Annotated in this window: 21 protein-coding genes and 1 other RNA gene; 14 read left to right on the forward strand and 8 right to left on the reverse strand. The window is 72.8% G+C overall.

Annotated elements, in window-relative coordinates; genetic code table 11:
• Positions 1–37: 37 nt before the first annotated feature.
• Genes pstC through phoR form a run of 6 tightly spaced genes read left to right on the forward strand, consistent with a single transcriptional unit; the run spans position 38 to position 5,428 of the window.
• Positions 38–1,060: a phosphate ABC transporter permease PstC gene (gene pstC, locus QM792_RS10280; protein WP_415149712.1), complete on the forward strand. Its 1,023-nt coding sequence runs from the start codon at positions 38–40 to the stop codon at positions 1,058–1,060.
• Positions 1,057–1,917 carry a phosphate ABC transporter permease PstA gene (gene pstA, locus QM792_RS10285; protein ID WP_415149713.1) on the forward strand — a complete coding sequence of 287 codons (861 nt, stop codon included), beginning with the start codon at positions 1,057–1,059 and terminating at the stop codon, positions 1,915–1,917. The genes pstC and pstA overlap by 4 nt, the downstream gene beginning before the upstream one ends.
• A gap of 10 nt (positions 1,918–1,927) precedes the next feature.
• On the forward strand, positions 1,928–2,713 hold the full coding sequence (gene pstB, locus QM792_RS10290; protein ID WP_415149714.1) for a phosphate ABC transporter ATP-binding protein PstB: 786 nt from the start codon (positions 1,928–1,930) through the stop codon (positions 2,711–2,713).
• Complete coding sequence (gene phoU, locus QM792_RS10295) at positions 2,710–3,417, forward strand: phosphate signaling complex protein PhoU (protein WP_415149716.1); 708 nt, start codon at positions 2,710–2,712, stop codon at positions 3,415–3,417. Before pstB ends, phoU begins: the two co-directional genes overlap by 4 nt.
• Positions 3,414–4,115 carry a phosphate regulon transcriptional regulator PhoB gene (gene phoB / locus QM792_RS10300; RefSeq protein WP_415149717.1) on the forward strand — a complete coding sequence of 234 codons (702 nt, stop codon included), beginning with the start codon at positions 3,414–3,416 and terminating at the stop codon, positions 4,113–4,115. The genes phoU and phoB overlap by 4 nt, the downstream gene beginning before the upstream one ends.
• A complete protein-coding gene (gene phoR, locus QM792_RS10305) occupies positions 4,112–5,428 on the forward strand; it encodes a phosphate regulon sensor histidine kinase PhoR (RefSeq protein WP_415149718.1) in 1,317 nt (438 codons plus the stop codon). Before phoB ends, phoR begins: the two co-directional genes overlap by 4 nt.
• Here the strand turns inward: phoR and QM792_RS10310 are convergent.
• The 4 genes from QM792_RS10310 to trxA form a co-directional block, all read right to left on the reverse strand.
• A complete protein-coding gene (locus QM792_RS10310) occupies positions 5,425–7,083 on the reverse strand; it encodes a hypothetical protein (RefSeq protein WP_415149720.1) in 1,659 nt (552 codons plus the stop codon). The genes phoR and QM792_RS10310 overlap by 4 nt on opposite strands.
• A gap of 85 nt (positions 7,084–7,168) precedes the next feature.
• Positions 7,169–7,423, reverse strand: a complete 255-nt coding sequence (locus tag QM792_RS10315) for a type B 50S ribosomal protein L31 (protein ID WP_293430994.1) — start codon at positions 7,421–7,423, stop codon at positions 7,169–7,171.
• Positions 7,424–7,597: 174 nt separating this feature from the next.
• A complete protein-coding gene (gene rho, locus QM792_RS10320) occupies positions 7,598–8,860 on the reverse strand; it encodes a transcription termination factor Rho (protein ID WP_415149722.1) in 1,263 nt (420 codons plus the stop codon).
• A gap of 152 nt (positions 8,861–9,012) precedes the next feature.
• Positions 9,013–9,342 (reverse strand): thioredoxin TrxA, encoded by a 330-nt coding sequence (gene trxA, locus QM792_RS10325; protein WP_415149723.1) that lies wholly within the window; start codon positions 9,340–9,342, stop codon positions 9,013–9,015.
• Between the two features lie 125 nt (positions 9,343–9,467).
• Here trxA and QM792_RS10330 point away from each other — a divergent pair, with 125 nt between their 5' ends.
• The 3 genes from QM792_RS10330 (at position 9,468) to QM792_RS10340 (ending at position 17,175) form a co-directional block, all read left to right on the forward strand.
• A complete protein-coding gene (locus tag QM792_RS10330) occupies positions 9,468–12,053 on the forward strand; it encodes a PD-(D/E)XK nuclease family protein (RefSeq protein ID WP_415149725.1) in 2,586 nt (861 codons plus the stop codon).
• Positions 12,050–15,286 (forward strand): UvrD-helicase domain-containing protein, encoded by a 3,237-nt coding sequence (locus tag QM792_RS10335; RefSeq protein ID WP_415149727.1) that lies wholly within the window; start codon positions 12,050–12,052, stop codon positions 15,284–15,286. The genes QM792_RS10330 and QM792_RS10335 overlap by 4 nt, the downstream gene beginning before the upstream one ends.
• A 101-nt stretch (positions 15,287–15,387) precedes the next feature.
• Positions 15,388–17,175, forward strand: a complete 1,788-nt coding sequence (locus tag QM792_RS10340; protein WP_415149729.1) for an HDOD domain-containing protein — start codon at positions 15,388–15,390, stop codon at positions 17,173–17,175.
• Here the strand turns inward: QM792_RS10340 and ffs are convergent.
• Positions 17,171–17,268, reverse strand: an RNA gene (gene ffs, locus QM792_RS10345) — signal recognition particle sRNA small type. The two genes, QM792_RS10340 and ffs, sit on opposite strands and share 5 nt — an antisense overlap.
• A gap of 41 nt (positions 17,269–17,309) precedes the next feature.
• Positions 17,310–18,437 (reverse strand): AIR synthase-related protein, encoded by a 1,128-nt coding sequence (locus tag QM792_RS10350; RefSeq protein ID WP_415149730.1) that lies wholly within the window; start codon positions 18,435–18,437, stop codon positions 17,310–17,312.
• A 74-nt stretch (positions 18,438–18,511) separates the two neighbouring features.
• Between QM792_RS10350 and dnaX the strand changes: the two genes are divergently transcribed.
• The 3 genes from dnaX (at position 18,512) to recR (ending at position 21,314) form a co-directional block, all read left to right on the forward strand.
• Entirely contained in the window at positions 18,512–20,281 is a 1,770-nt protein-coding gene (gene dnaX / locus QM792_RS10355; protein ID WP_415149732.1) for a DNA polymerase III subunit gamma/tau, read from the forward strand.
• A 23-nt stretch (positions 20,282–20,304) separates the two neighbouring features.
• Positions 20,305–20,631 (forward strand): YbaB/EbfC family nucleoid-associated protein, encoded by a 327-nt coding sequence (locus QM792_RS10360; RefSeq protein ID WP_415149734.1) that lies wholly within the window; start codon positions 20,305–20,307, stop codon positions 20,629–20,631.
• Between the two features lie 95 nt (positions 20,632–20,726).
• Complete coding sequence (gene recR / locus QM792_RS10365; RefSeq protein ID WP_415149735.1) at positions 20,727–21,314, forward strand: recombination mediator RecR; 588 nt, start codon at positions 20,727–20,729, stop codon at positions 21,312–21,314.
• Between the two features lie 15 nt (positions 21,315–21,329).
• On the opposite strand, the gene QM792_RS10370 is transcribed toward recR, so the two are convergent.
• Together QM792_RS10370 and gloB are read right to left on the reverse strand one after the other, a co-directional pair.
• Entirely contained in the window at positions 21,330–22,949 is a 1,620-nt protein-coding gene (locus tag QM792_RS10370; protein WP_415149736.1) for a transglycosylase SLT domain-containing protein, read from the reverse strand.
• Entirely contained in the window at positions 22,946–23,719 is a 774-nt protein-coding gene (gene gloB / locus QM792_RS10375) for a hydroxyacylglutathione hydrolase (RefSeq protein WP_415149738.1), read from the reverse strand. The genes QM792_RS10370 and gloB overlap by 4 nt, the downstream gene beginning before the upstream one ends.
• Before the next feature lie 25 nt (positions 23,720–23,744).
• Here gloB and QM792_RS10380 point away from each other — a divergent pair, with 25 nt between their 5' ends.
• Positions 23,745–24,536 (forward strand): class I SAM-dependent methyltransferase, encoded by a 792-nt coding sequence (locus QM792_RS10380; protein ID WP_415149739.1) that lies wholly within the window; start codon positions 23,745–23,747, stop codon positions 24,534–24,536.
• Positions 24,533–24,994 carry a ribonuclease HI gene (gene rnhA / locus QM792_RS10385; protein WP_415149741.1) on the forward strand — a complete coding sequence of 154 codons (462 nt, stop codon included), beginning with the start codon at positions 24,533–24,535 and terminating at the stop codon, positions 24,992–24,994. The genes QM792_RS10380 and rnhA overlap by 4 nt, the downstream gene beginning before the upstream one ends.
• Positions 24,995–25,006: the final 12 nt, after the last annotated feature.

The raw sequence follows: 25,006 nt of genomic DNA on the forward strand, positions 1-25,006 counted from the left end.
GGGTGCCCGGGCCGATGAACGAGAATCGGAGGAACGCATGACGGCCATCCTGCCCGTCGAGGCATCGTTGAAGGAGGCAGAGGTGCGCCGCTTGGGCTCCGCGAACACCCCACCGGCCCGGCGCAAGCGCGCGCCGGCGGCCGATGCGCTGTTCGCCGCGCTGGCGCAGGGCGCGGCCTGGATCACGCTGGCGCTGCTGGCGGGCATCATCGTCTCGCTGGTGATAGGCGCGGCGCCGGCGATCCGCGAGTACGGGCTGTCCTTCCTCTGGCGCAGCGAGTGGGACCCGGTGCAGGACCGCTACGGCGGCCTGGTGATGATCTACGGCACGCTGGCCACCTCGATCATCGCGCTGCTGATCGCGGTGCCGGTGAGCTTCGGCATCGCGCTGTTCCTGACCGAGCTGTCGCCGGGCTGGCTGAAGCGCCCGCTGGGCATCGCCGTCGAATTGCTGGCGGCCGTGCCCTCGATCGTCTACGGCATGTGGGGCCTGCTGGTGTTCGGCCCCATCCTCGCCCGCTTCGTGCAGCAGCCGCTGCAAGCGGCGCTGGGCGACACGCCGCTGCTGGGCGCGCTGGTCTCGGGCCCGCCGGTGGGCATCGGCATCCTGTCGGCCGGCATCATCCTGGCGATCATGATCATTCCCTTCATCGCCTCGGTGATGCGCGACGTCTTCGAGGTCACGCCGCCGATGCTCAAGGAGTCGGCCTACGGCCTGGGCTCGACCACCTGGGAGGTGGTCTACCGCGTCGTGCTGCCGTACACCAAGACCGGCGTCATCGGCGGCATCATGCTCGGGCTCGGCCGCGCGCTCGGCGAGACCATGGCGGTGACCTTCGTGATCGGCAACATGAACCAGTTGAACTCGCTGTCGCTGTTCGAGGCCGCCAACAGCATCACCTCGGCGCTGGCCAACGAGTTCGCCGAGGCCGGCGAGGGCCTGCACCAGGCCTCGCTGATCTACCTCGGCCTGGTGCTGTTCTTCATCACCTTCGTGGTGCTGTCGATGTCCAAGCTGCTGCTGGCCCGGCTCAAGAAGAACGAAGGAGCGCGCACATGAGCAAGGCTGCGAGCGCACGGCTGGCGAAGCACCACGCCCGCAAGCGCGTCAACGCGGTCGCGCTGGCGCTGTCGCTGGCGGCGATGGCCTTCGGCGTGTTCTGGCTGATCTGGATCCTGGTCGAGACGGTGCGCCTGGGCATGGATGGGCTCGCGCTGGCGACCTTCACCGAGATGACGCCGGCGCCGCAGGCCGAGACCGGCGGCCTGGCCAACGCGATCTTCGGCTCGGCGCTGATGGTGGCGCTGGCCACGCTGATCGGCACGCCGATCGGCATCCTGGCCGGCATCTACCTGGCCGAGTACGGCCAGCGCGGCTGGCTGGGCTCGACCACGCGCTTCATCAACGACATCCTGCTGTCGGCGCCGTCGATCGTCATCGGCCTGTTCATCTACTCGGTGGTGGTGGCGCGCTTCAAGTCCTTCTCGGGCTGGGCCGGCGTGCTGGCGCTGGCGCTGATCGTGATCCCGGTGGTGATCCGCACCACCGAGAACATGCTCAGCCTGATCCCGAACGCGCTGCGCGAGGCGGCCTACGCGCTGGGCACGCCGAAGTGGAAGGTGATCCTGGCGATCACGCTGAAGGCCGCGCGCGCCGGCGTCGTGACGGGCGTGCTGCTGGCCGTGGCGCGCATCGCCGGCGAGACCGCACCGCTGCTGTTCACCGCGCTGTCCAACCAGTTCTGGACCAGCGACCTGGCCGAGCCGATGGCCAGCCTGCCGGTGACCATCTTCAAGTTCGCGATGAGTCCCTACGAGAACTGGCAGAAGCTGGCCTGGGCCGGCGTCTTCCTGATCACGCTGGGCGTGCTGGGCCTGAACATCCTGGCCCGCGTGCTGTTCCGCAACAAGCATTGAGACTTCCCCCATGGACGCGAAAGTCAACCTGCCCGTGACCGAGAAGCCGAAGATCTCGGTGCGCGACCTGAACTTCTACTACGGCGGCTTCCACGCCCTGAAGCGCATCAACCTCGACATCCCCGAGCGCAAGGTCACGGCCTTCATCGGCCCGTCGGGCTGCGGCAAGAGCACGCTGCTGCGCACCTTCAACCGCATGTTCGAGCTGTATCCCGAGCAGCGCGCCGAGGGGCAGATCCTGCTCGACGGCGACAACATCCTCGAGAAGCGCCACGACGTCAGCCTGATTCGCGCCAAGATCGGCATGGTGTTCCAGAAGCCGACGCCGTTCCCGATGTCGATCTACGACAACATCGCCTTCGGCGTGCGGCTGTTCGAGAACCTGCCGCGCGTCGAGATGGACGAGCGCGTCGAGTGGGCGCTGAAGAAGGCGGCGCTGTGGACCGAGGTCAAGGACAAGCTCGACCAGAGCGGCTCCGGGCTCTCGGGCGGCCAGCAGCAGCGCCTGTGCATCGCGCGCGGCATCGCGATCAAGCCCGAGGTGCTGCTGCTCGACGAACCCTGCTCGGCGCTCGACCCGATCTCCACCGGCAAGATCGAGGAGCTGATCGGCGAGCTGAAGGCCGACTACACCGTGGCCATCGTGACGCACAACATGCAGCAGGCGGCGCGCTGCTCGGACTACACCGCCTACATGTACCTCGGCGACCTGATCGAGTTCGGCCCGACCGCCGAGCTGTTCATGAAGCCGAAGAAGAAGGACACCGAAGACTACATCACCGGGAGATTCGGATGAACGACAAGCATCTCTCGACGCAGTTCGATTCGGAACTCAGCGCCATCTCCAACCGCGTGCTGGAGATGGGCGGGCTGGCCGAGTCGCAGCTCGCCCAGGCGATCTACGCGCTGGTGAACTTCAGCGGCGAGACGGCGAGCCAGGTGCTCAAGCAGGAGGAACTGGTCAACCAGATGGAAGTGGAGATCGACCGCGACCTCTCGACCATCATCGCGCGGCGCCAGCCGACCGCGCGCGACCTGCGCCTGCTGATCGCGATCTCCAAGACCATCGGCAACCTCGAGCGCGTCGGCGACGAGGCGGCGCGCATCGGCCGCACCGTGCAGCGGCTGCTCAACTCCGGCATGTCGAGCCGGCTGCGCCTGCCCACCGGCGACGTCTCCTTCGAGGCCAGCCTCGCCACCGCCTCGCTGCGCAAGGCGCTGGACGCCTTCGCGCGGCTCGACCCGGTGAAGGCGCTGGAGGTGATCAAGGACGACAATCAGATCGACCAGGAATTCGACGGCCTGATGCGCAAGCTGATCACCTACATGATGGAAGACCCGCGCACCATCTCGGCCTCGATCGAACTGGTGTTCGTCGCCAAGGCCATCGAGCGCATCGGCGACCACGCCAAGAACCTCGCCGAGCAGATCATCTACATCGTCAAGGGCACCGACGTGCGGCACCACTCGCTCGAGAACGTGGAGTCGGTGGTCCGATGAGCCGCGTGCTGGTGGTCGAGGACGAATCGGCGATCGCCGAGCTGATCTCGCTGAACCTGCGCCACGCCGGCTACGAGGTGACGCTCGCCGCCAGCGCCGAGCAGGCCCAGGCGGCGGTGGATGGCGTGCTGCCCGACCTGGTGCTGCTCGACTGGATGCTGCCCGGGCAGTCGGGCCTGGCGCTGGCGCGGCGCTGGCGCGGCGAGCAGCGCACGCGCGAGCTGCCGATCATCATGCTGACCGCGCGCGCCGACGAGGCCGACAAGGTCACCGGCCTGGACGCCGGCGCCGACGACTACCTCGCCAAGCCGTTCTCGACCAACGAGCTGATGGCGCGCATCCGCGCCGTGCTGCGGCGCAAGGCGCCCGAGGCGCTCGATTCGGTGGTCGAGCTCGGCGGGCTCAAGCTCGACCCGGCGACGCGTCGCGTCTCGCGCGGCGAGCAGGAGCTCAAGCTCGGACCCACCGAGTTCCGCCTGCTGCACTTCCTGATGACGCACCCCGAGCGCGTGCACAGCCGCGCGCAACTGCTCGACCGCGTCTGGGGCGACCACGTCTTCATCGAGGAGCGCACGGTCGACGTGCACGTCAAGCGCCTGCGCGAGGCGCTGGCGCCGGCGCAGTGTTCGCAGATGGTCGAGACGGTGCGCGGCGCCGGCTATCGATTGACCCAGCAGGTGGCGGCACCCTCGGCATGAACTGGCTGCTGCCGCGACTGACCGCCGGCGTGCTGGCCATGCTGGCGGGCGGCTGCGCCGGCTTCCTGGTGTCGAACGTCGAGCACACCGTGGTGTGGCGCGTGCTGGCCGGCGGCGCCATCGGCGTCGCGCTGGCGGCGCTGCTGGACACCGCGCGCGGCTACCGCCTGATCGAGTGGCTGCGCGGCAGCCAGGAGCAGCAGGCGCCGCGTGATGCCGGCTTCTGGGGCGAACTGGGCTACCGCGTCGAGCGCTCGATCCGGCTGCGCGAGCAGGGGCTGGAGCAAGAGCGGCTGCGCCTGGAGCAGTTCCTTTCGGCGATCGAGGCCTCGCCCAACGGCGTGATGATCCTCGACGCCGGCCAGCAGATCGTCTGGTGCAACGGCGTCGCCGCCGACCACTTCGGCCTCGACCCGCAGCGCGACCGGCGCCAGCGCGTGACCAACCTCGTGCGCTCGCCGGCCTTCGTCGCCTACCTGCAGCAGGCGCGCTTCGGCGCCGAGCCGGTGAGCTTCGCCAACCCGCGCGGCGACGGCACGCTGTCGGTGCTGCTGCGCTCCTACGGCGAGGGCATGACGCTGGTGCTGTCGCAGGACGTCACCGACCGCGAGCGCCACGAGGCGATGCGGCGCGACTTCGTCGCCAACGTGTCGCACGAGATCCGCACGCCGCTGACGGTGCTGTCGGGTTTCATCGAGACCATGGGCAACCTGCCGCTGACCGAGGTCGAGCGCAAGCGCGTGCTCGAGCTGATGGCGCAGCAGACCGGCCGCATGCAGACGCTGGTCAGCGACCTGCTGACGCTGGCGCAGCTCGAAGGCAGCCCGCGCCCGGCCGCCGACCGCTGGGTGCCGCTGGCGCCGCTGCTGGCGCAGGTGGAGTCGGACGCGAAGGCGCTGTCGGGCGGCAACCACACGATCGAGTTCGCGGCCGCGAACGGCATCGAGATCGCCGGCTCGCATGCCGAGCTGCTCAGCGCCGTCCACAACCTCGTCGGCAACGCGGTGCGCTACACGCCCGAAGGCGGGCGCATCACGGTCGGCTGGCAGCAGCAGGCCGACGGCAGTGGCGAACTGAGCGTGACCGACACTGGCCTGGGCATCGCGCGCGAGCACCTGCCGCGCCTGACCGAGCGCTTCTACCGCGTCGACGGCAGCCGCTCGCGCGACACCGGCGGCACCGGGCTGGGCCTGTCCATCGTCAAGCACGTGGTGCAGCGCCACGGCGCCGAACTGCAGGTCGACAGCGAGCCGGGCAAGGGCTCGCGCTTTCGCATCGTCTTTCCGGCGGCGCGTGTGCGCACGCTGGGCTAGGGTGCTGCCGCGCGCCGGTAGATCAGCGTGTAGTCGTTGCGGTCGGTCGGCCGGCGGATGCGCGCCACGGCCTTCCAGCCTTCGACCTCGGGCTGGCCCTGGCGCTCGGCGGCCGGCACGAGCAGGTACTCGCAGGGGCTGGTGGCGGCCGGCGTGATCGCGTCGACGCGCCAGCGGCCCTGGGCCTCCAGCGCCGCCAGCAGCGCGCGCGGCGCCTGCGGCGCGGCGATGCAGGCGTCGCGCGGCACGTGCTCGGCGATGCGCGCCAGCAGCGGCCGGTAGCTGCGCGCGTGGTCGAGCAGCGGCAGCCACAGCGTCATCAGCAGCAGCCAGCACACCGCCACGCCGCCGGCCGGCAGCACCAGGCTCTTCCACAGCGGATGGCGGTGCCGCCCGGTGCGCCAGCGCACGAGCCAGATCCAGGCCAGCGTGCCGGCCGCCGCGATGGCCAGCGCGAAGGCCGAGAAGCTCGGAACGAACTCCGGCGCGAGGCGCGCCACGTTGGCGGCCGGCTTGGCCGGCACGCCGGTCTGGATCGCGGCGTAGATGACCCAGATCGCCAGCGCGCAGGCGCTGAAGAAGAACACCGAGAACCAGTCGATCGCCGCCGCGGTGCTGCGTTGCAGCGTCGGCAGCGCGAAGGCGGCCAGCACCGCCAGCGCGGGCACGCCCAGCATCAGCGCGCGCTCCGAGCCGCCCATCGCGAGGCAGCCGCCCAGCGCCGTCAGCGTGATGCCCAGCGGCACCGCGATGTGCCGGTGCAGCAGGTGGCCGCGCCAGCGCCACAGCGTCCACAGCGCCAGCGGCCAGGCCGGCCAGCCGAACCACAGCAGCAGGCGCAGCGTGCTCACCGGGTTGAGCTGTGCCGGGCTGGCGACGCGCCAGGCCCAGGCCGCCAGCGCGCTGCCCAGGGCCACCGCGACGACGCCGGCGGCGACTATCCACCAGGCGGTGCGGCGCACCTGGGCGTAGGTCGATTTGGCGCAGATCGCGGTGCCGATCACGGCCAGCACCGCCGCGATGGCCGGCGCGCCGCTGGCCGCCATCAGCGGCAGCGACAGCAGCGCCGCGATGCGCGCCCGCGCGCGCCGGAACGGCGCCGCCGCCAGCGCGTACAGCAGCAGCGTGGCACCGACGAGCTGCACCAACTCGGGCGTGGTCTCGTGGCCGAGCTGCAGCAGCCCGAGCGTGGCCATCAACGCCAGCACCGCGCCGTCGGCGACGGCGCGCGCGTAGTCGACCGGGGTCGCCTCGCCGCCGAAGGCGAAGGGCACCGGCTGGGCCGCCTCGGTGCGCGCCAGGTGGTAGGTGGCGTACCAGCTGAACACCAGCACCGCCACCAGCAGCAGCGCGAACGGGATGCGCGCGGCCAGCGCCGCGTCCAGCCAGGGCAGGGCCTTGATGAACAGCGCGCCGAGCCAGTAGGGCACCAGCGCGCCGTCGGCCGGCAGCCCGGCCAGCGAGGGCGAGAACCAGCCGGCGCGGCCGTCGGCGATGGCCGCCATGTGGCCGAAGGCGGCCACGTCGGCGTTCTTCCAGGGGTCGCGGCCGAACACGCCGGGCATCACGTAGGCCGCGCAGAACAGCAGCAGGGCCGATCGCGGCAGCCGCTGCGCGGCGCGCTGGGTGACGAGGGCGGGCTTGGGCGAGTTCAAGGGCGGGGGCGCGTCGGGTCGGGGCGGATCATGCAATGAAAAAGGCAGCCGAAGCTGCCTTGATCGTCGGGCTGCACGAAGAAGCTTACTTCTTCAGGTGCGCGAACTTGTTGCGGAACTTCTCGACGCGGCCGCCCAGCGAGTCCACGCTCTTCTGCGTGCCGGTGTAGAAGGGGTGCGATTCGCTGGTGGTTTCCAGCTTCATCAGCGGCAGCTCGCGGCCGTCTTCCATCTTGATGGTTTCCTTGGTCTGCACGGTCGAGCGCGTGACGAACTTGAAACCGTTGGACAGGTCCACGAAGCACACTTCGCGGTAGCTGGGGTGGATGCCTTCTTTCATGACTGGCCTCTGCGCTGTTGACTCGGGAGCCACGCCGAACCTCTCGACGCACTTTCCGACGCTGGAAAACCGCGAAGTATAACTGATCGTTCCGATCCCCGGCCTGCCGGCTTGCAAGCCGGCAGGCGTTCGCCAGGCGCGAAGCAGTCCGCAGGGACTGCTTCACGTCCGGGCTCACCCACCTCTTCGCATCATGTCGAAGAAGTCGAGGTTGTTCTTCGACTGCTTCATCTTGTCGAGGATGAACTCCATCGCCTCGATCTCGTCCATGTTGTAGAGCAGCTTGCGCAGGATCCAGGTCTTCTGCAGGATCTCCGGCTTGAGCAGCAGCTCCTCGCGGCGCGTGCCCGACTTGTTGATCAGGATCGAGGGGTACACGCGCTTCTCGGCCATGCGGCGATCGAGGTGGATCTCGCAGTTGCCGGTGCCCTTGAACTCCTCGTAGATCACCTCGTCCATGCGGCTGCCGGTGTCGATCAGCGCGGTGCCGATGATGGTCAGCGAGCCGCCTTCCTCGACGTTGCGCGCCGCGCCGAAGAAGCGCTTGGGGCGCTGCAGCGCGTTGGCGTCGACGCCGCCGGTGAGCACCTTGCCCGACGAGGGCAGCACGTTGTTGTAAGCGCGCGCGAGGCGGGTGATCGAGTCGAGCAGGATCACCACGTCCTTCTTCAGCTCGACCAGGCGCTTGGCGCGCTCGATCACCATCTCGGCCACCTGCACGTGGCGCGCCGCGGGCTCGTCGAAGGTCGAGCTGATGACCTCGCCGCGCACCGTGCGCAGCATCTCGGTCACTTCCTCGGGGCGCTCGTCGACCAGCAGCACGATCAGGTAGACGTCGGGGTGGTTGGCGACGATGGCGTGCGCGATGTTCTGCATCATCACCGTCTTGCCGGTCTTGGGCTGGGCGACCAGCAGCGCGCGCTGGCCTTTGCCGATCGGCGCGATCAGGTCGATGATGCGCCCGGTGATGTTCTCTTCCGACTTGATCTCGCGTTCGAGCTTGAACTGTTCCTTCGGGAACAGCGGCGTCAAGTTCTCGAACATGATCTTGTGCTTGCTCTCCTCCGGGGTCAGGCCGTTGACACGATCGACCTTGACCAGCGCGAAGTAGCGCTCGCCGTCCTTGGGCACGCGCACCTCGCCCTCGATGGCGTCGCCGGTGTGCAGGTTGAAGCGGCGGATCTGGCTCGGGCTGAGGTAGATGTCGTCGGTCGACGCCATGTAGCTCGTGTCGGGCGAGCGCAGGAAGCCGAAGCCGTCGGGCAGCACCTCGAGCACGCCGTCGCCGAACACCTGCTCGCCGGCCTTGGCGCGCTTCTTCATGATCGCGAACATCAGCTCCTGCTTGCGCATGCGGGCGACGTTCTCGATCTCCAGGCCTTCGCCCATCTTGATGAGCTCGGAGACGTGGAGCGCTTTCAGTTCGGACAGGTGCATAAGGCGAGGGCGCGGATGCGCAAGGCTTCCAGGGACGAGAGCTGGCGGATGCTGGAGTGGGGTGCCGGAGCCACGCGCTGCCGGCGTGGTGGCGAACTTGGCGCGGCGCCGCCCGGAGGCTTGTGACCCGGGCGCGCCGCTATTGGAGCGAATTATAGATGACCGTCGAGGAAGGCGGTCAACTGGGTCTTGGACAGCGCGCCGACCTTGGTCGCGGCGAGCTGGCCGCCCTTGAACAGCATCAGCGTCGGGATGCCGCGGATGCCGAACTTGGCCGGCACGTCGCGGTTCTCGTCGACGTTCATCTTGGCGATCTGCAGGCGGCCGTTGTAGTCCTTCGAGACCTCGTCGAGGATGGGCGCGATCATCTTGCACGGGCCGCACCACTCGGCCCAGTAGTCGACCAGCACCGGCTTGTCGGACTTCAGCACGTCGCTTTCGAACGACGCATCGGAGATGTGTTTGATCAGCTCGCTGCTCATGGATTGTCCTCGGGAGAGCGCCTCGCGGCAGGGGTGCGAGGCACAATGATTCTGACACAAAGCCCCCCTGCGGCACCCGACTGGACCACCCCGTTCCCCCTATGGTCGCGATAGCGCGAATCTCCTTGAACGCCGCCGGCGAATCTGCGTGGGAGGCGTTCGCCGCGCGGGTCGCGGCCTGGGCCGAAGGCGAGGGCATCGCGCTGCGCGACGCGCTGGTGCTGCTGCCCTTCGGAGAGCTGCTGGCGCCGGCGCGCGCCGCCTTCGCGCGCCGCGGCGGCTGGCCGGCGCGCATCGAGACGCCGCGCACGCTGGCCGCCTCGCTCGGGCCGGCGCCGCCGGCCGCGCCGCAGCAGCCGAGCTTCGACGCCGCCGCCGACCGGCTCGTCGCCGCGCGGCTGCTGCGCGCGCAGGCCATCGGGCAGGCGCTGGCCCGCAGCGACCCGCGCCGCTTCGACCACGCGGTCGATGCGCTGGTCGAGACCGCGCACGCCTTCGCGCGCGCCGCGCACCAATGCGCGCCACGGCAGCGCGAGGCCTGGTGGGCCCAGGCGCGCGAGCGGCTCGCGCCGACCACCGGCCCGGGCACCCAGCAGCGCTGGCTGGCGCGCATCGCGCTCGAATGGGCGGCGCTGGCCAATGAGGCCGACACCGACCGCCTGTTCGCGCTGCGCCCGTCGGCGTGGATCGTGCTGCGGGCCGGCGGGCCGGACCGGCTGGCGCAGGCGCTGCTCGATGCCGCTGCCGCCGTGCCTTGCCTCGTCGTCGATGCCGATGCCGGCCTGCCGGCGGTGCCGCGCGAGCCGCCGGCGCTGGCGCGCTGCGACGACGTCGAGCACGAAGCGCAGTGCGCCGCGGCGCAGGTGCTGGCGCATCTGGAGCGCGGCGAGGCGCCGGTGGCGCTGGTCGGGCTAGACCGGCAGCTCGTGCGGCGCGTGCGCGCGCTGCTGGAGCGCCAGAACGTGCCGCTGGCCGACGAGACCGGCTGGACGCTGTCGACCACGCGCGCCGCCGCGCTGGTGATGAGCCTGCTGCGCAGCGCCGCGCCGCGCGCCGGCACCGATGCGCTGTTCGACTGGCTCAAGGCGCTGCCCGAGTGGCCCGGCGTGCCCGAGTTCGACGCGCGCGTGCGTGCGCTGGAGCGCGCCTGCCGGCGCCTCGGCGTGGCGCGTGTCGAGCGCCTCGGCGCGCTGCCGGACTATGTCGCGCCGGACTTGGTCGCGCCGCTCGATGCCGTGCTGGCCCCGCTGCGCGCGCCGCGCCGCCCGGTCGCCGAGTGGCTGGAGGCGCTGCGCGCCGCCTTGCAGGCCAGCGGCGGCTGGGCCTGGCTGGCGGCCGACGAGGCCGGCCGCGCGGTGCTGCGCGCGCTGCGGCTCGACGCCGAAGGCCCGGCCGCCTGGCGTGAGGCGACCGGCGCGGCGCGCCTCGGCCTGGACGGCTTCGCCGCCTGGGTCGATGCGGCGTTCGAGGCGCAGACCTTCAAGCCCGCCGCGCCGCCGGCCGAGGCGGTGAAGGTGGTCATCACGCCGCTGGCGCAGGTGATGCTGCGTCCCTTCGCCGCGCTGGTGTGCCCCGGCGCCGACGATCGCCACCTCGGCGCGCCGCCGGCCACGCATCCCTTGCTGTCCGACGCCGAACTCGCGGCGCTCGGCCTGCCCGACCGCGCCCAGCGCCGCGAGCGCGAATCGCTGGCCTTCGCGCATGCGCTGGCGCTGCCGCGCGTGACGCTGCTGCGCCGCCATGCCGACGCGAGCGGCGAGACGCTGGCCGACAGCCCGCTGCTGCAGCGCCTCGCGCTCGATCTCGCCGCGCAAGGCCGTTCGTTCGCCGCGTGGCACGACCCGCGCGTCGCGACGCCGCTGGCCGCCGAGCCGCTGGCGCGTCCGCTGCCGGTGGCCGCGCAGGCGCTGCCGGCGCGTCTGTCCGCCAGCGCCGTCGAGGCGCTGCGCGACTGCCCCTACCGCTTCTTCGCCCGCCACGTGCTCGGCCTGCGCGAAGACGACGAACTGGAAGCCGCGCTGGAAAAGCGCGACTACGGCACCTGGCTGCACGGCGTGCTGCTGGCCTTCCACCGCGAGCGCGGCGCAGGTGCTTCGGTCGAGCACGACGCCGAACGCCTGCGCGCCCTGGCCGCGCAACAGCAGGCCGAGATGGGCCTGGCCGACGACGAGTTCCTGCCCTTCGCGGCCAGCTTCGAGCGCTTCGTGCCGGCCTACCTCGCCTGGCTGCACGCGCGCGATGCCGAGGGCGCGCTCTGGCAGGACGGCGAGCGCGCGTGCCGGCTGCGCCCCGAGGCCTTCGGCGGCATCGAGCTGGAAGGGCGCATCGACCGCATCGACCGCGTGGCGCAGGGCGCGGCGCTGGAGCTGATCGACTACAAGACCTCGTCGGCCCAGCGCCTGCGCGGCAAGGTGGCGCAGCCGCTGGAAGACACGCAGCTCGCCGTCTACGCGGCGCTGCTCGCGCCCGAGGCCGACGTGCCGCTGCGCGCCTGCTACCTGCCGCTGGACCAGCCCGAGGCCATCAAGCCCATCGTGCACCCGCAGGTGCAGCACAGCGCCGAGGTGCTGGTGCGCGAACTGGGCGCCGAGTTCGCACGGCTGCGTGCCGGCGCGCCGCTGCCGGCGCTGGGCGAAGCCGGGCTGTGCGAGACCTGCGAAGCGCGCGGCCTGTGCCGGCGCGACCACTGGCCCGACGGAGGCGAGGCATGAGCCCCACACCCGCCTACCGTGCCGACGGCCGGCCGGTCTCGCGCGAGGCCTTCTACGCGCTGGCCTGCGACCCGCGCCGCAGCGTCGTCGTCGAGGCCTGCGCCGGCGCGGGCAAGACCTGGATGCTGGTGTCGCGCATCGTGCGCGCGCTGCTGGCCGGCGCGCAGCCGCAGGAGATCCTGGCGATCACCTTCACGAAGAAGGCCGCCGGCGAGATGCGCGAGCGCCTGGCCGAGTGGCTGCAGGCGTTCGCCGCGCCGGCCACCAGCGAGGCGCGGCGCATCGCCGAGCTGGTCGCGCGCGGCGTGCCGCCGGCCGAGGCGCCGGCCTGGGCCGATGCGCTGGCCGGATTGCAGCGCCGCGTGCTCGACAGCGGCCGCGCCGTCGAGGTGCGCACCTTCCACGCCTGGTTCGCGCAGTTGCTGCGCGCCGCGCCCTACGAACTGCTGGCCGAGATCGGCCTCGACCCCGCCGGAGAACTGCTGCTGGACATCGCCGACCACCGCGGCGAGGTGATGCGGCGCTTCCACGCCGCGCTGCTGCGCGACGCGGCGCGGCGCGAAGACCATGCCGCGCTGCTGCGCACACGCGGCCGCCACCAGGCCGACAAGTGGTTCGGCGTGGTGCTGGAGCGGCGCGTCGAGCTGGCGCTGGCCGATCGTGCCGGCGTGCTGGACGACAGCGTGCCGCCGGCGGTGCCCGCAGGCGCGCCGGCGCCGATCGAGGAGGTCGGCGGCGCCGCGTGGCGCGACGACCTGCTCGGCCTCGCGGCGCGGCTCGCCGCCAGCGACAAGAAGACCTGCCGCGACGCCGGCGCCGGCGTGCAGCAAGCGCTCGAACTGGCCGGCGCCGAAGCGCGTTTCGCCGCGCTGTGGTCGGCCCTGTTCACCAAGAGCGGCACGCCGCGCAAGCTGGCCGGCATCGCCGGCCTGGACGAAACCACGCGCGCGCTCGAAGCGATCGCCGCGCGCCAGCACCAGCACGACAGCCACCTCGAACACGCGCGCCTGGTGCGGCTGGCGCGCGTGCTGCTCACCGAGTACGCCGGCTACAAGCGCGAGCGCGGCCTGCTCGACATGAACGACCTGGAGCACGGCGCGCTGGCGCTGTTGCGCGACGCCGCGCTGTCGGGCTGGGTGCAGGAGCGGCTCGACGCGCGCATCCGCCACGTGCTGATCGACGAGTTCCAGGACACCAGCCCGCTGCAATGGCATGCGCTGCACGCCTGGCTGGGGGCATATGCGGGCGCCGGCGGCGGCGCCAGCGGGCAGAACGCGCCCGCGCTGTTCGTCGTCGGCGACCCCAAGCAGAGCATCTACCGCTTCCGCCGCGCCGAGCCGCGCGTGTTCGGCGCGGTGCGCGAGTTCGTCGGCCAGGCGCTGGGTGGCTGCGTGCTCGAATGCGATCACACGCGCCGCAACGCGCCGGGCGTGCTGGCCGCGCTCAACGCGGTGTTCGAGGCGGCGCAGGCGCAGGGCGCGTTCGACAGCTTCCGCGCCCACACCACCGAGGCCGGCGCCGACGACGCGCCGGCGCTGTTCGCGCTGCCGCGCGTGCCGCGCCCGGTTGCACAGGAAGACGGTGAGGGCGATGCGGCCGACGCGCCGCAGGCCTGGCGCGACAGCCTGACCCAGCCGCGCCGCGAACCCGAGGCGCAGCGCCGCGAGGCCGAGGCCCGCCTGGTGGCCGAGGCCATCGTGCGGCAGCTCGACGCCGGCCTCGCGCCGCGCCAGTTGATGGTGATGGCGCGCAAGCGCGCGCCGCTGCGGCTGCTCGCCGAGGCGCTGCAGCGGCGCCACGTGCCCTGCGTCGCCGTCGACGACGCGACGCTGATCGAAGCCGCCGAGGCGCAGGACCTGGTGGCCGTGCTCGACGCGCTGGTCTCGCCGCAGCACCGCCTGTCGCTGGCGCGCGCGCTGCGCTGCCCGCTGTTCGATGCCTCCGACGCCGAGCTGCTCGCGCTGGCGCGCCGCGCCGAGGCCGGGCACGCCGGCGACTGGTGGGCCGCGCTGGTGGCCGACACCGATGCGGGCGCCGCGCTGGCGCGCGCGCGCCGCCTGCTCGCCGCCTGGCAGCAGGCCTCGCGCCGCCTGCCGCCGCACGACCTGCTCGACCGCATCGTCGCCGAGGGCGAGCTGCGCGAGCGCCTGGCCGCACGCGTTCCCGCGGCGCGCCGCGCCGTGGCGCTGGCCACCGTCGACGCGGTGCTGGCGCAGTCGCTGGCGCTCGACGGCGGGCGCTACGCGACGCCTTACGCCTTCGTGCGCGCGCTGCGGCGCCGCACGATCACCGTGCCGGCGCCCGACCTGGGCGGCGCGGTGCGGCTGCTGACGGTGCACGGCGCCAAGGGGCTGGAGGCCGACGTGGTGTTCGTGATGGACGCGCAGCCCGAGCCGAGCCGCGCCGAGACCGCCACGCTGCTGGTCGACTGGCCGGTGCAGGCCAGCGCGCCGCGCCGCTGCGCTTTCATCTACAAGGAAAGCGAGGTGCCGCCCGCGCTGGCCGATGCGATGGCCGAGGAGCGGCGCGCGCGCGAACGCGAGGAGCTCAACGGCCTGTACGTGGCGATGACACGCGCGCGCCGCACGCTGGTGTTCAGCGCCACCGCGCCGCACGGCGCCAGCGCCGGGAGCTGGTGGCAGCGCATCGAGCCGCTGGCCGTGCCCTGGCCGCGGCCGGGCGACGGCGGCGTCGCGGCGCGGCCCGAGCCGGCGCCGCAGGTGATCGGGCTGCCGCGCTGGAGCGCCGCGCCGGCCGCGCCGCCGGCGCCGCCCGAACGCGACGACAGCCCGGCCGCGCGCCTGGGCAGCGCGGTGCACCGCGTGCTGGAGTGGCACACCGGCGCGGGCGGCGAGCTGGCGGCGCTGGCGGCCGGCGCCGCCGCCGAGTTCGGCGCGCCGGCCGGGGAGGTGGCGCGCATCGCCGGGCGCATCCTCGCCAACCCGGCCAGCGCGCGCTTCTTCGACGCCGCCGCGCTGCGCTGGGCCGCCAACGAGGTGCCGGTGAGCCTGGACGGCGCCGTGCTGCGCATCGACCGCCTGGTGCGGCTGGACGAGGACGGTGTCGACACCTGGTGGGTGCTGGACTACAAGCTCCACCACCGGCCCGAGGCGCTGCCGGCCTACCACGCGCAACTGGCCGCCTACCGCGCGGCGGTGCAGCGTGCCCAGCCCGGCGCGCGGGTGCGCAGCGCCCTCATCGCCGGCGACGGCCGTTTCATCGAGTCGGCCTGAGCGGCGCGAAGCCGCGATTGGCGGGAATTCCTGCCGCTGATCGGCGCTTCCGACCGGCCGGGATTCGCGTCCAATCGGCGCAAGACCCACCGCCACCGCCGATGGCCGCTTCCGCCACGTCCGCCCCGCCTGCCTCGCCCGCCCGCGCCAGCCCGCCGCGCGCCTTCGGCCGCTACGAGCTGCGCCAGTTGCTGGGCAAGAGCGCCGGCTCGATGAGCTGGCTGGCCTTCGACCCGCGGCTCGGCCAGGAGGTGATGCTGACGCTGCCGCGCGCGCAGCCGGGCGACGCCGCCGCGCTCGAACTGCGCCTGCGCGAGATGCGGCAGGCGGCGCGGCTGAACCATCCGAACCTCGCCCACGTGATCGAGGCCGGCGTGCAGGACCACTGGCCCTACCTCGCGGTGGATCGCGCGCTCGGCCTCACGCTGGCCGAATGGCTGGCGCGCCAGCAGCCGTCGCCCGCGCCGCTGGAGGTCGCCGGCCTGCTGTGCCAGGCCTTGCAGGGCCTGGCCTTCGCGCACGAGGCCGGCATCGTGCACCGCGACCTGCAGATGCACCACGTGCTGGTCGGCGCGCAAGGCCAGTTGCGGCTGGCGGGCTTCGGCGCCGTCGAGCCGGCGCAGGCCGCGGCCGGCGACGATGACGACGCGCTGCGCGTGCGGCGCGACGCCGAGCGCGACGTGCTCGCCGCCGGCGTGCTGCTGCACCAGATGCTGGCTGGCGCGCCGGTGCTCGACGAGCCCGACATCGCCGCGGTGATCGCGCGCCTCGCGCCGCGCGGCCGCGACCTGGTGCGCCTGCCCTGGACCACGCCGCAGCCGGTGCCCGAGGGCCTGCGCGCCATCGCCAACCGCTGCACTGCCTCGCAGGAGCGCCAGCGCTACCTGAACGCGCGCACGCTGCTGCGCGCGCTGGAGGGCTGGCGCGAGGTCGAGGAACGCGGGCAGGGCGACCCGATCGCGCTGCTGATCGACCGGCTGAGCACGGTCGGCCACCTGCCCGCGCTGCCGGGCATCGCGCGGCGCGTCGCCCGGCTGTCGGCCACCGACACGCAGCGCACCGACGAGATGGCCGAACTGCTGCTGCAGGACGTCGCGCTCGCCTTCGAGTTGCTGCGCCTGGCCAACTCGGCGCAGGTGCGCGGCACGCAGATGGCCGGCGGCGGCGCGGTGCTGACGCTGCGCCGCGCCATCACGCTGCTCGGCGTCGACGGCGTGCGCGGCGCCGCCAACGGCCTGCGCCAGTGGCCGGGCCCGATGAACGAGGCGGCGGCCGCGGCGATGGCGCGGCTGGTCAACGTGGCGCGCCTGGCCGGCCACGCCGCGCAGGCGCTGCGCCCGCCGGGCTACGACGCCGAGGTGGTGTTCCTCGTCGCGTTGATGCAGAACCTCGGCCGCCTGCTGGTGCAGTACCACTTTCCCGACGAGGCCGAGCAGATCCGCCAGTTGATGCAGCCGCTGCCGGCGGCGCAGCCGGACGAGCGCGGCCAACCCGGCCTGAGCGAAGCGGCGGCCTCGTACGCCGTGCTCGGCGTGGACATCGAATCGCTGGGCGCGGCGGTGGCGCGCCACTGGGGCCTGGGCGACGAGGTGCAGCACATGATCCGCCGCATCGCGGCCGACCGGCCGGTGCACCAGCCCGACGACGACGCCGACATGCTGCGCGCCGCCGCCAGCGCGGCCAACGAGGCGGTGGACGCGATGACGCGGCTGCCGTCGGCGCAGATCGGCGCGGCGGTCCAGCAGGTGGCGCAGCGTTACGCGCGTGTGCTGGAACTGAGCCCGCGCGAGGTGCAGGAGGCCTTGCAGGGCGCGCGCGCGGCCTTGCAGAGCGGCACCGCGGCGGCGGCGATGCCGCGCGCGGCGGCGCCGCAAGGGCAGCAAGGGTGACGAGCCTTACCCCCGGCACTGGTCGCAACGCTTAGGGCTGCTTGGTTCCCCACCTGACCCGGTTGGGCGCGCTCCCATGCGGGGAGGCCCGTCGCGGACGATTGTAGGCGACGCCCCCGTGCGCCCTCGGGCCCTCAGCGCAGTTGCAGCGCGTCGTCGCCCCACTCGATGCCCAGCGGCTCGACGATCAGGCGCTTCGCGCCGGCCTCGACACGGCCGGCGACCAGCGCCGCCACGCCCTGCGCGCGCGCGATCGCTACGCAGCGCTGCGCCTCGTCCGCCGCGACGAACAGCGCGAAGCCGGCGCCCATGTTGAGCGTGCCGTAGGCCTCGTGGTCGTCCTGCTTCGCATGCTGCTGGATGAACTTCAGCACCGGCGGCACCGGCGGCACGCTGTGGATGCGGTAGGTGAAGGGGGACGGATGGCGCAGCAGCTTGCGCCAGCCGTGGCCGGTGATGTTCGCGCAGTAGTGCGGCACGATGCCGGCGCGGGCCAGCGCTTCGGTCACCGGAGAGTACAGCGTGGTCGGTGCGAGCAGCGCCTCGCCGTAGCTCAGCCCCGGCGCCACCTCGCTCAGGTAGCCCCGCGGCAGCCGCTCCACCAGCTTGCGCGCCAGGCTCAGGCCGTTGGCGTGGATGCCGCTGGAGGCCAGCAGCACGATGGCGTCGCCCGCGCCGAGCCGCTCGCCCAGCGACAGCCGCGTCTTCGGGTTGACCAGGCCGGTGCAGCTCGCCGCGAGGTCGATGCGCCCGGCTTCGACGATGCCGGCCAGCGCCGGCGTCTCGCCGCCGCCCCAGGCCACGCCGCAGGTGTCGCAGGCCTTCTTCCAGCCGGCCACCAGCGCCTGCGCGCGCTGCGCGTCGCCGAACCAGTCGCTGCCGCCGGCGGCCCAGTAGGCCTGCACCACCAGCGGCGTCGCGCCGACGGTGATCAGGTCGTTGATCGCCATCGCGATGGTGTCCTGCGCGATCGCGTCGTAGAAGCTGCGGCCGGTCAGCGCCTTCATCTCGTCGGCCACCAGCGCCTTGGAGCCCAGGCATTCGACGATGCTCGCCAGGTAGAACGGCCCGACGTCGAGCACGTAGGCCGATTCGCCGCGCGAGGCCGGCACTTCCGTGAAGCCGTGCGGCCCGAGGTTGGCGGCGGTGGCGGCGGCGGCGCGCTGCGCGGCCACCTTGAGCGGGTCGATCAGCTCGTAGTCGACGCCGGCCTGTTCGTAGCTGAGCGTGGAGGCGTTGTCGGTGCGGGCGGCGTCGGTCATGGGGCGCGATTATCGGCCAGCGCACGCGCCGGCCGCGGCCGCCGCCGCCGGGGGCGGCCCGTAGAATGCCCCGTATGAGTTACCTGGTGCTCGCCCGCAAGTACCGCCCGCGCAGCTTCGATGCGTTGGTCGGGCAGGAGCACGTCGTGCAGGCGCTGTCCAACGCGCTGACGCAGCAGCGGCTGCACCACGCCTACCTCTTCACCGGCACGCGCGGCGTGGGCAAGACCACGGTCTCGCGCATCCTCGCCAAGTCGCTGAACTGCACCGGGGCCGACGGGCGCGGCGGCATCACCGCGCAGCCCTGCGGCGCCTGCGACGCCTGCCGCGACATCGACGCCGGCCGCTTCGTCGACTACGTCGAGCTCGACGCGGCCTCCAACCGCAGCGTCGAGGAGATCACGCAACTGCTCGACCAGGCCGTCTACAAGCCGGTGCTGGGCCGCTTCAAGGTCTACATGATCGACGAAGTGCACATGCTCTCGAACACCGCGTTCAACGCGATGCTCAAGACGCTGGAGGAGCCACCCGACTACCTCAAGTTCGTGCTGGCCACCACCGACCCGCAGAAGGTGCCGCCGACGGTGCTGTCGCGCTGTTTGCAGTTCAACCTGCGGCCGATGGCGCCGCAGACGGTGCAGGAGCACCTGGCCGCCGTGCTGGCGCAGGAGCACATCGCCGCCGAGCCCGGCGCCCTGCGGCTGCTGGCGCGCGCCGCGCGCGGCTCGATGCGTGACGCGCTCTCGCTGACCGACCAGGCGATCGCCTTCGGCGCCGGCACGCTGGCCGAGGCCGGCGTGCGGCAGATGCTCGGCGCGGTCGATCGCGGCCACGCGGTGCGGCTGGTCGAGGCGCTGGCGGCCGGCGACGGCGCGGCGCTGGTCGGCGCGGTCGAGCAGTTGCGCGGGCTCGGGCTGTCCGCCGCCGGCACGCTGGAGGAGATGGCCGCGCTGCTGCAGCAGATGGCGGTGCAGCAGGCGGTGCCGGGCGCGCTCGACGCGGGCGACCCCGACGCGGCGCAGGTCGAGCGCCTGGCCGGCGCGCTGGCGCCCGACGAGACGCAACTGCTATACAGCATCGTCGTGCACGGCCGCGCCGAGCTGGCGCTGGCGCCCGACGAATACAGCGGCCTGGTGATGGTGCTGCTGCGCATGCTGGCCTTCAAGCCGGCGGGCCCGGGCAGCGCGCAGCGCGCCGCGCCGCGGCCGGCCGCCGCGCCGGCGCAACCGGCCGCCGTGGCCGCGGCAGCGGCGCTGCGCGTGCCGGCGCCGCCGCTGGCGCGGCCCGCACCGACTCCCGCACCGGCACGCGCCGTGACGGCGCGCTCGCCCGAGCCGCCGCCCTGGGTCGACGCGCCCGACGAGGCTGCCGATGCCGATCCGGCCGAAAGGCCCGCCGTGGCCATCGAAGTTGCGGAGCCGAGCCCGCGTGCGGCCGTCACGACCCTTGCCACCACGCCGCTCGGCGACCGCTGGGCCGCGCTGGTCAGGCGCCTGGTCGAAGCCGGCGCGGTCAGCGCGCTGGTGCGCGAGCTGGCGATGCAGGCCGAGTGCATCGCCTTCGACGACGCGCGCATCGTGCTGCGCGTCGAGCGCGAGACGCTGCGCGGCGCGGCCAACGTCGACAAGCTGCGCGCCGCGATCGAGCAGACGCTGGGCCGCGCGGTGCCCTTGCAGGCCGAGTCCGGCGCGGCGCAGGATTCCCCCGCGCGCCGTGAAGCCGCCGCGCGCGCGCGCGCCCAGGCCGAGGCCGAGCAGATCATCGCCGACGACCCGCTGGTCAAGGCGCTGATGGCGCAGTACAAGACCGCGCGCATCGTGCCCGGCTCCGTCAAGCCGTATTGAGAGATTTTGCAGGAGCATCCACCATGATGAAGAACCAGTTGGCCGGCCTGATGAAGCAGGCCCAGGCGATGCAGGACAACCTGAAGAAGGCGCAGGAAGAGCTGGCGTTGGTCGAGGTCGAGGGCCAGTCCGGCGCCGGGCTGGTCAAGGTGACGATGACCTGCAAGCACGACGTCAAGCGCGTCGCCATCGACCCCAGCCTGCTCGCCGACGACAAGGACATGCTCGAAGACCTGGTGGCCGCCGCGTTCAACGACGCGGTCCGCCGCGCCGAGGAGGTCAGCCAGGCGAAGATGGGCAAGCTCACCGCCGGCCTGCCGCTGCCCCCTGGAATGAAGTTCCCCTTCTGATGATCCCCCCCCGGAGCGCTCGCGCGCTCCCCCCAGGGGGGCGCCGCTGGCGGGCCGGCAAAGCCGGTCCCGCGGCGGCCGCCTGGATCCGCGCCGTGGCTGAAGGCTCGCTGGCCGCGCTCGTCGACGCGCTGCGCCGCCTGCCGGGCATCGGCGTCAAGTCGGCGCAGCGGCTGGCCTTCCACCTGCTGCAGCACGACCGCGAGGGCGCGCAGCGCCTCGCCCATGCCTTGCAGGCGGCGTGCGCCGACGTGCGCCACTGCGAGCGCTGCCACACCTTCACCGAAGCCGCGGTGTGCGCCATCTGCGCCGACCCGCAGCGCGATGTGCGGCTGCTGTGCGTGGTCGAGACGCCCGCCGACCAGGCGGCGCTCGAGCGCAGTGGCAGCTACCGCGGCCTGTACTTCGTGCTGATGGGGCGCATCAGCCCGCTCGACGGCCTGGGCGCGCGCGACATCGGCGTGGCAGAGCTGCTGGAGCGCGCCGCCGACGGTCGCACCGAGGAAGTGATCGTCGCGACCAATTTCACCGCCGAGGGCGAGGCCACCGCGCACGTGATCGGCGAGGCGCTGCGCGCGCGCGGCCTGAAGGTCACGCGGCTGGCGCGCGGCGTGCCGATCGGCAGCGAGCTGGAATACGTCGACCTCGGCACCATCGCCCATGCGCTGAGCGAGCGGCGCTGAGCGTTCGGCCGAACGCTATTTCCGGGCGCGCTTCTTCGGCGCGCCGGCGGCCTTCCGTTTGACGCTCTTCGGCGCCGGCTTGGCGGCGACCTTGGCCACGTCCCTGGCCGTCACCGCGCGCGTCGACTTCGTGCCGGCCCTGGCCCCCGGCTTCTTCGCCAGGTAGACGACGATGGCCTGCCCGGGGCGGAAGCTCGCGCCGGCGCCGACGCCGTTCCACTGCGCCACCTGCATGGCGCTGACGCGGTAGCGCCGCGCCACGCTGGCCACGCTGTCGCGCTTGCCGGCCTTCAGCGCCACGCGCCGCAGCGCCGGCCCTTCGGGCGTCAGCGCCATCGTCGCGTTCTCGGCCAGATGCTCGGAGACGTCGGCCTCGCGCTGCGGGCTGCGCGGCACCAGCAGCGTCGAGCCGGCCCTGACCAGCATGCGCGGCGGGATCCGGTTCACCTCGCGCAGCTCGTCCTCGCCCATGCCGACCTGGCGCGCCGCCTCGGCGGGCTTGAGCGTCTTGGGCGCCACCCAGGCCGTCCAGCTCGCCAGCGGGCCGCGGTGCGAGGGCAGCGCGCGCACGAAGTGGTTGGCGTTGTCGTAGGGCAGCAGTACCTGCGGCGTGCCGGCGGCCAGGATCACCGGCTTGTTCATCTGCGGGTTGAGGGCGCGGAACTCGTCGAGCGGCAACTGCGCGAGCCTGGCCGCCAGCGCGACGTCGATGTCGCGTTCGATCGCCACCGCGAGGAAGTACGGATGGTTGGCCAGCGGCGGCAGGTTCAGGCCGAAGTCGGCCGGCCGCGCGACGATGTTCTTCACCGCCTGCAGCTTGGGCACGTACCAGCGCGTCTCGGCCGGCATGCGCAGGCTTTCGTAGTCGGTGCCCAGGCCGCCGCGGCGGTTCTTCGCGATGGCGCGCTGCACGTTGCCCTCGCCCCAGTTGTAGGCCGCCAGCGCGAGGTGCCAGTCGCCGAACATGCCGTGCAGCCGCTCGAGGTAGTCGAGCGCGGCGCGCGTCGAGGCCAGCACGTCGCGGCGGTCGTCGCGGAAGACGTTCTGGCGCAGCTCGAAGTGGCGCCCGGTGGCCGGCATGAACTGCCAGATGCCCGAGGCCTTGGCCGAGGACAGCGCCTCCGGGTTGAAGGCGCTCTCGATGAAGGGCAGCAGCGCCAGCTCGGTGGGCAGGCCGCGCTTCTCGACTTCCTCGACGATGTGGAACAGGTAGCGTCCGCCGCGGTCGCTCATGCGCTGCACGTAGTCGGGCCGCTCGGCGTACCAGCGCTCGCGGTCGCGCACCAGATCGCCGTCGAGGTCGGCCAGCGCGAAACCCTGGCGCACGCGCTGCCACAGGTCGGTGCGCGCCGAGCGGTCGTCCAGGTCGAGCGGCACCTCGGGGCGCAGCGGGTCGACCGCCGGCGGCGTCGGGGCCGGGCCTTCGGGTTCGGCCGACGCAACGGCTGCGGCGGGCGGCTGCGGCGCGGGCTCGGCGGGGGTGGTCGGCGGCGTGGCCGGCGCGGTGGATGCAGTGGACGTGGCGGGTGCCGCGTCGACCGGCGCGTCCGGGGTCGGCACATTGGCGCAGCCCGCCAGCGCGGCCAGCATCAGCCAGGTCAGGGCGGACGCGGCCGCGCTCGGGAATCTCGTCATCGGAATTCGTTCTTCCAGCGGCGCAGCGCCGCAAAGACTTCGGCGCCGGCCGTGCCGGCGGCGCCATGGGCGCGCGCGGAGGCCACCACCTCGGGCTCGGCGCAGCGCAGAAAGGGGTTGATCGCGCGCTCGGTGGCCAGCAGCGCGGGCAGCGTCGGCGTGCCGGCGGCGCGCAGCGCCTCGCAATCGGCCTGGTAGCGCGCCAGCGCGGCGTTGCCGGGCTCGACGGCGCGCGCGAAGCGCAGGTTGGACAAGGTGTACTCGTGCGCGCAGCACACCCGCGTGGTGCCGGGCAGCGCCGCCAGCGCCGCGAGCGAGGCATGCATCTGCTCGGGGGTGCCCTCGAACAGCCGGCCGCAGCCGGCAGAGAACAGCGTGTCGCCGCAGAACAGCAGCGGCGTGCTGTCGGCGTCGCCGTCGACGAAGTAGGCGATGTGCCCGGCCGTGTGCCCCGGCACGTCGATCACCGTGACGCGCCGGCCCAGCAGTTCGAGCCTGTCGCCGCCGGCCAGCGCCACGAAGGGTTCGGGGATGCGCTCGCGCTTCGGGCCGTAAACCGGACCTTTCAAACGATCGCGCAGCGCATCGACGCCGCCGACATGGTCGCCGTGGTGATGCGTCACTAGAATCGCCGCCAGCGCCAGCTGCCGCTCGTCGAGCGCCGCCAGCACCGGCGCCGCTTCACCTGGGTCGACGACCACCGCATCGGTGCCGTCGTGCAGCATCCAGATGTAGTTGTCGGTGAAGGCGGGCAAGGCGATCGGATTCATGGCGCGCAGCGAGCGAATTATAGGTTTGGCCTCCTGGCTCGCCACCCCGGCGGGGCGTTACCTGCTCCAGTGGGAACAGCGGCATCTCGACCTCGCCGTGGCCGACCTGTTCGGCTTCCACGCATTGCAGATCGGCCTGCCCGAGCTCGACGCGCTGCGCGCCAACCGCATGCCGCACCGCTGGTTGGCGATCGACGGCAGCGAGCCGGGCGCCGAAGGCGACGCCGCGCTGCCGCGCGCCGCGATCGCGCTGCAGCTCGACTGCGACGCGCTGCCCTTCGACAGCGCCAGCCTCGACCTCGTCGTGCTGCCGCACACGCTCGAACTGGCGCACGACCCGCACCAGACGCTGCGCGAGGTCGAGCGCGTGCTGCGGCCGGAAGGCCGCGTCGTGGTGGTGGGTTTCAACCCGGCCAGCCTGTGGGGCCTGCGTCAGCGCCTGGGCCGGCTGCGGCTGGGCGTGGGCATCGCGCGGCGCCGGCCGCTGTTCCTGCCGCCCAGCGGCGAGTTCCTCGGCTACCGGCGCCTGCGCGACTGGCTGCAACTGCTGAGCTTCGAGGTCGAGGCGGGCCGCTTCGGCTGCTACCGGCTGCCGGTGGTCTCCGAGCGCTGGCTGCAGCGCTGCGCCTGGATGGACGGCCACGGCGAGCGCTGGTGGCCGGTGTTCGGCGCGGCCTATTTCGTGGTGGCCGTCAAGCGCGTGCGCGGCATGCGCATCGTCGGCCTGGTGCGCGACCAGCAGCCGCAGCGCGCCAAGGCCGGCGCGGTGGTGGCCACGCACAAGCAGCGCCGCGAGCGCGAGAAAGAACCCGCATGACGAGCAGCCAGGCGGCCATCAAGAGGCCGCAAGTGACCATCTATACCGACGGCGCCTGCAAGGGCAACCCCGGCCCGGGCGGCTGGGGCGCGTGGCTGGCCAGCGCCGGCCACGAGAAGGAATTGTTCGGCGGCGAGAAGCTGACCACCAACAACCGCATGGAACTCACCGCGGTGATCGAGGCTCTGGCATCGTTGAAGCGCAATTGCGACGTCATCGTGCACACCGACAGCGAATACGTGCGCAAGGGCATCACCGAGTGGATCCACGGCTGGCAGCGGCGCGGCTGGAAGACCGCCGACAACAAGCCGGTGAAGAACGCCGAGCTGTGGCAGCGGCTCGACGCGCTGCGCCAGCTTCATCACGTCGAGTGGCGCTGGGTCAAGGGCCATGCCGGCGACCCGGGCAACGAGCGCGCCGACGCGCTGGCCAACCGCGGCGTCGCCTCGATTGCCTGAGCGGCGGCGCGC

Origin of the sequence: Piscinibacter sp., from assembly GCF_047600445.1 — a bacterium.
Taxonomy (GTDB): domain Bacteria; phylum Pseudomonadota; class Gammaproteobacteria; order Burkholderiales; family Burkholderiaceae_C; genus Piscinibacter.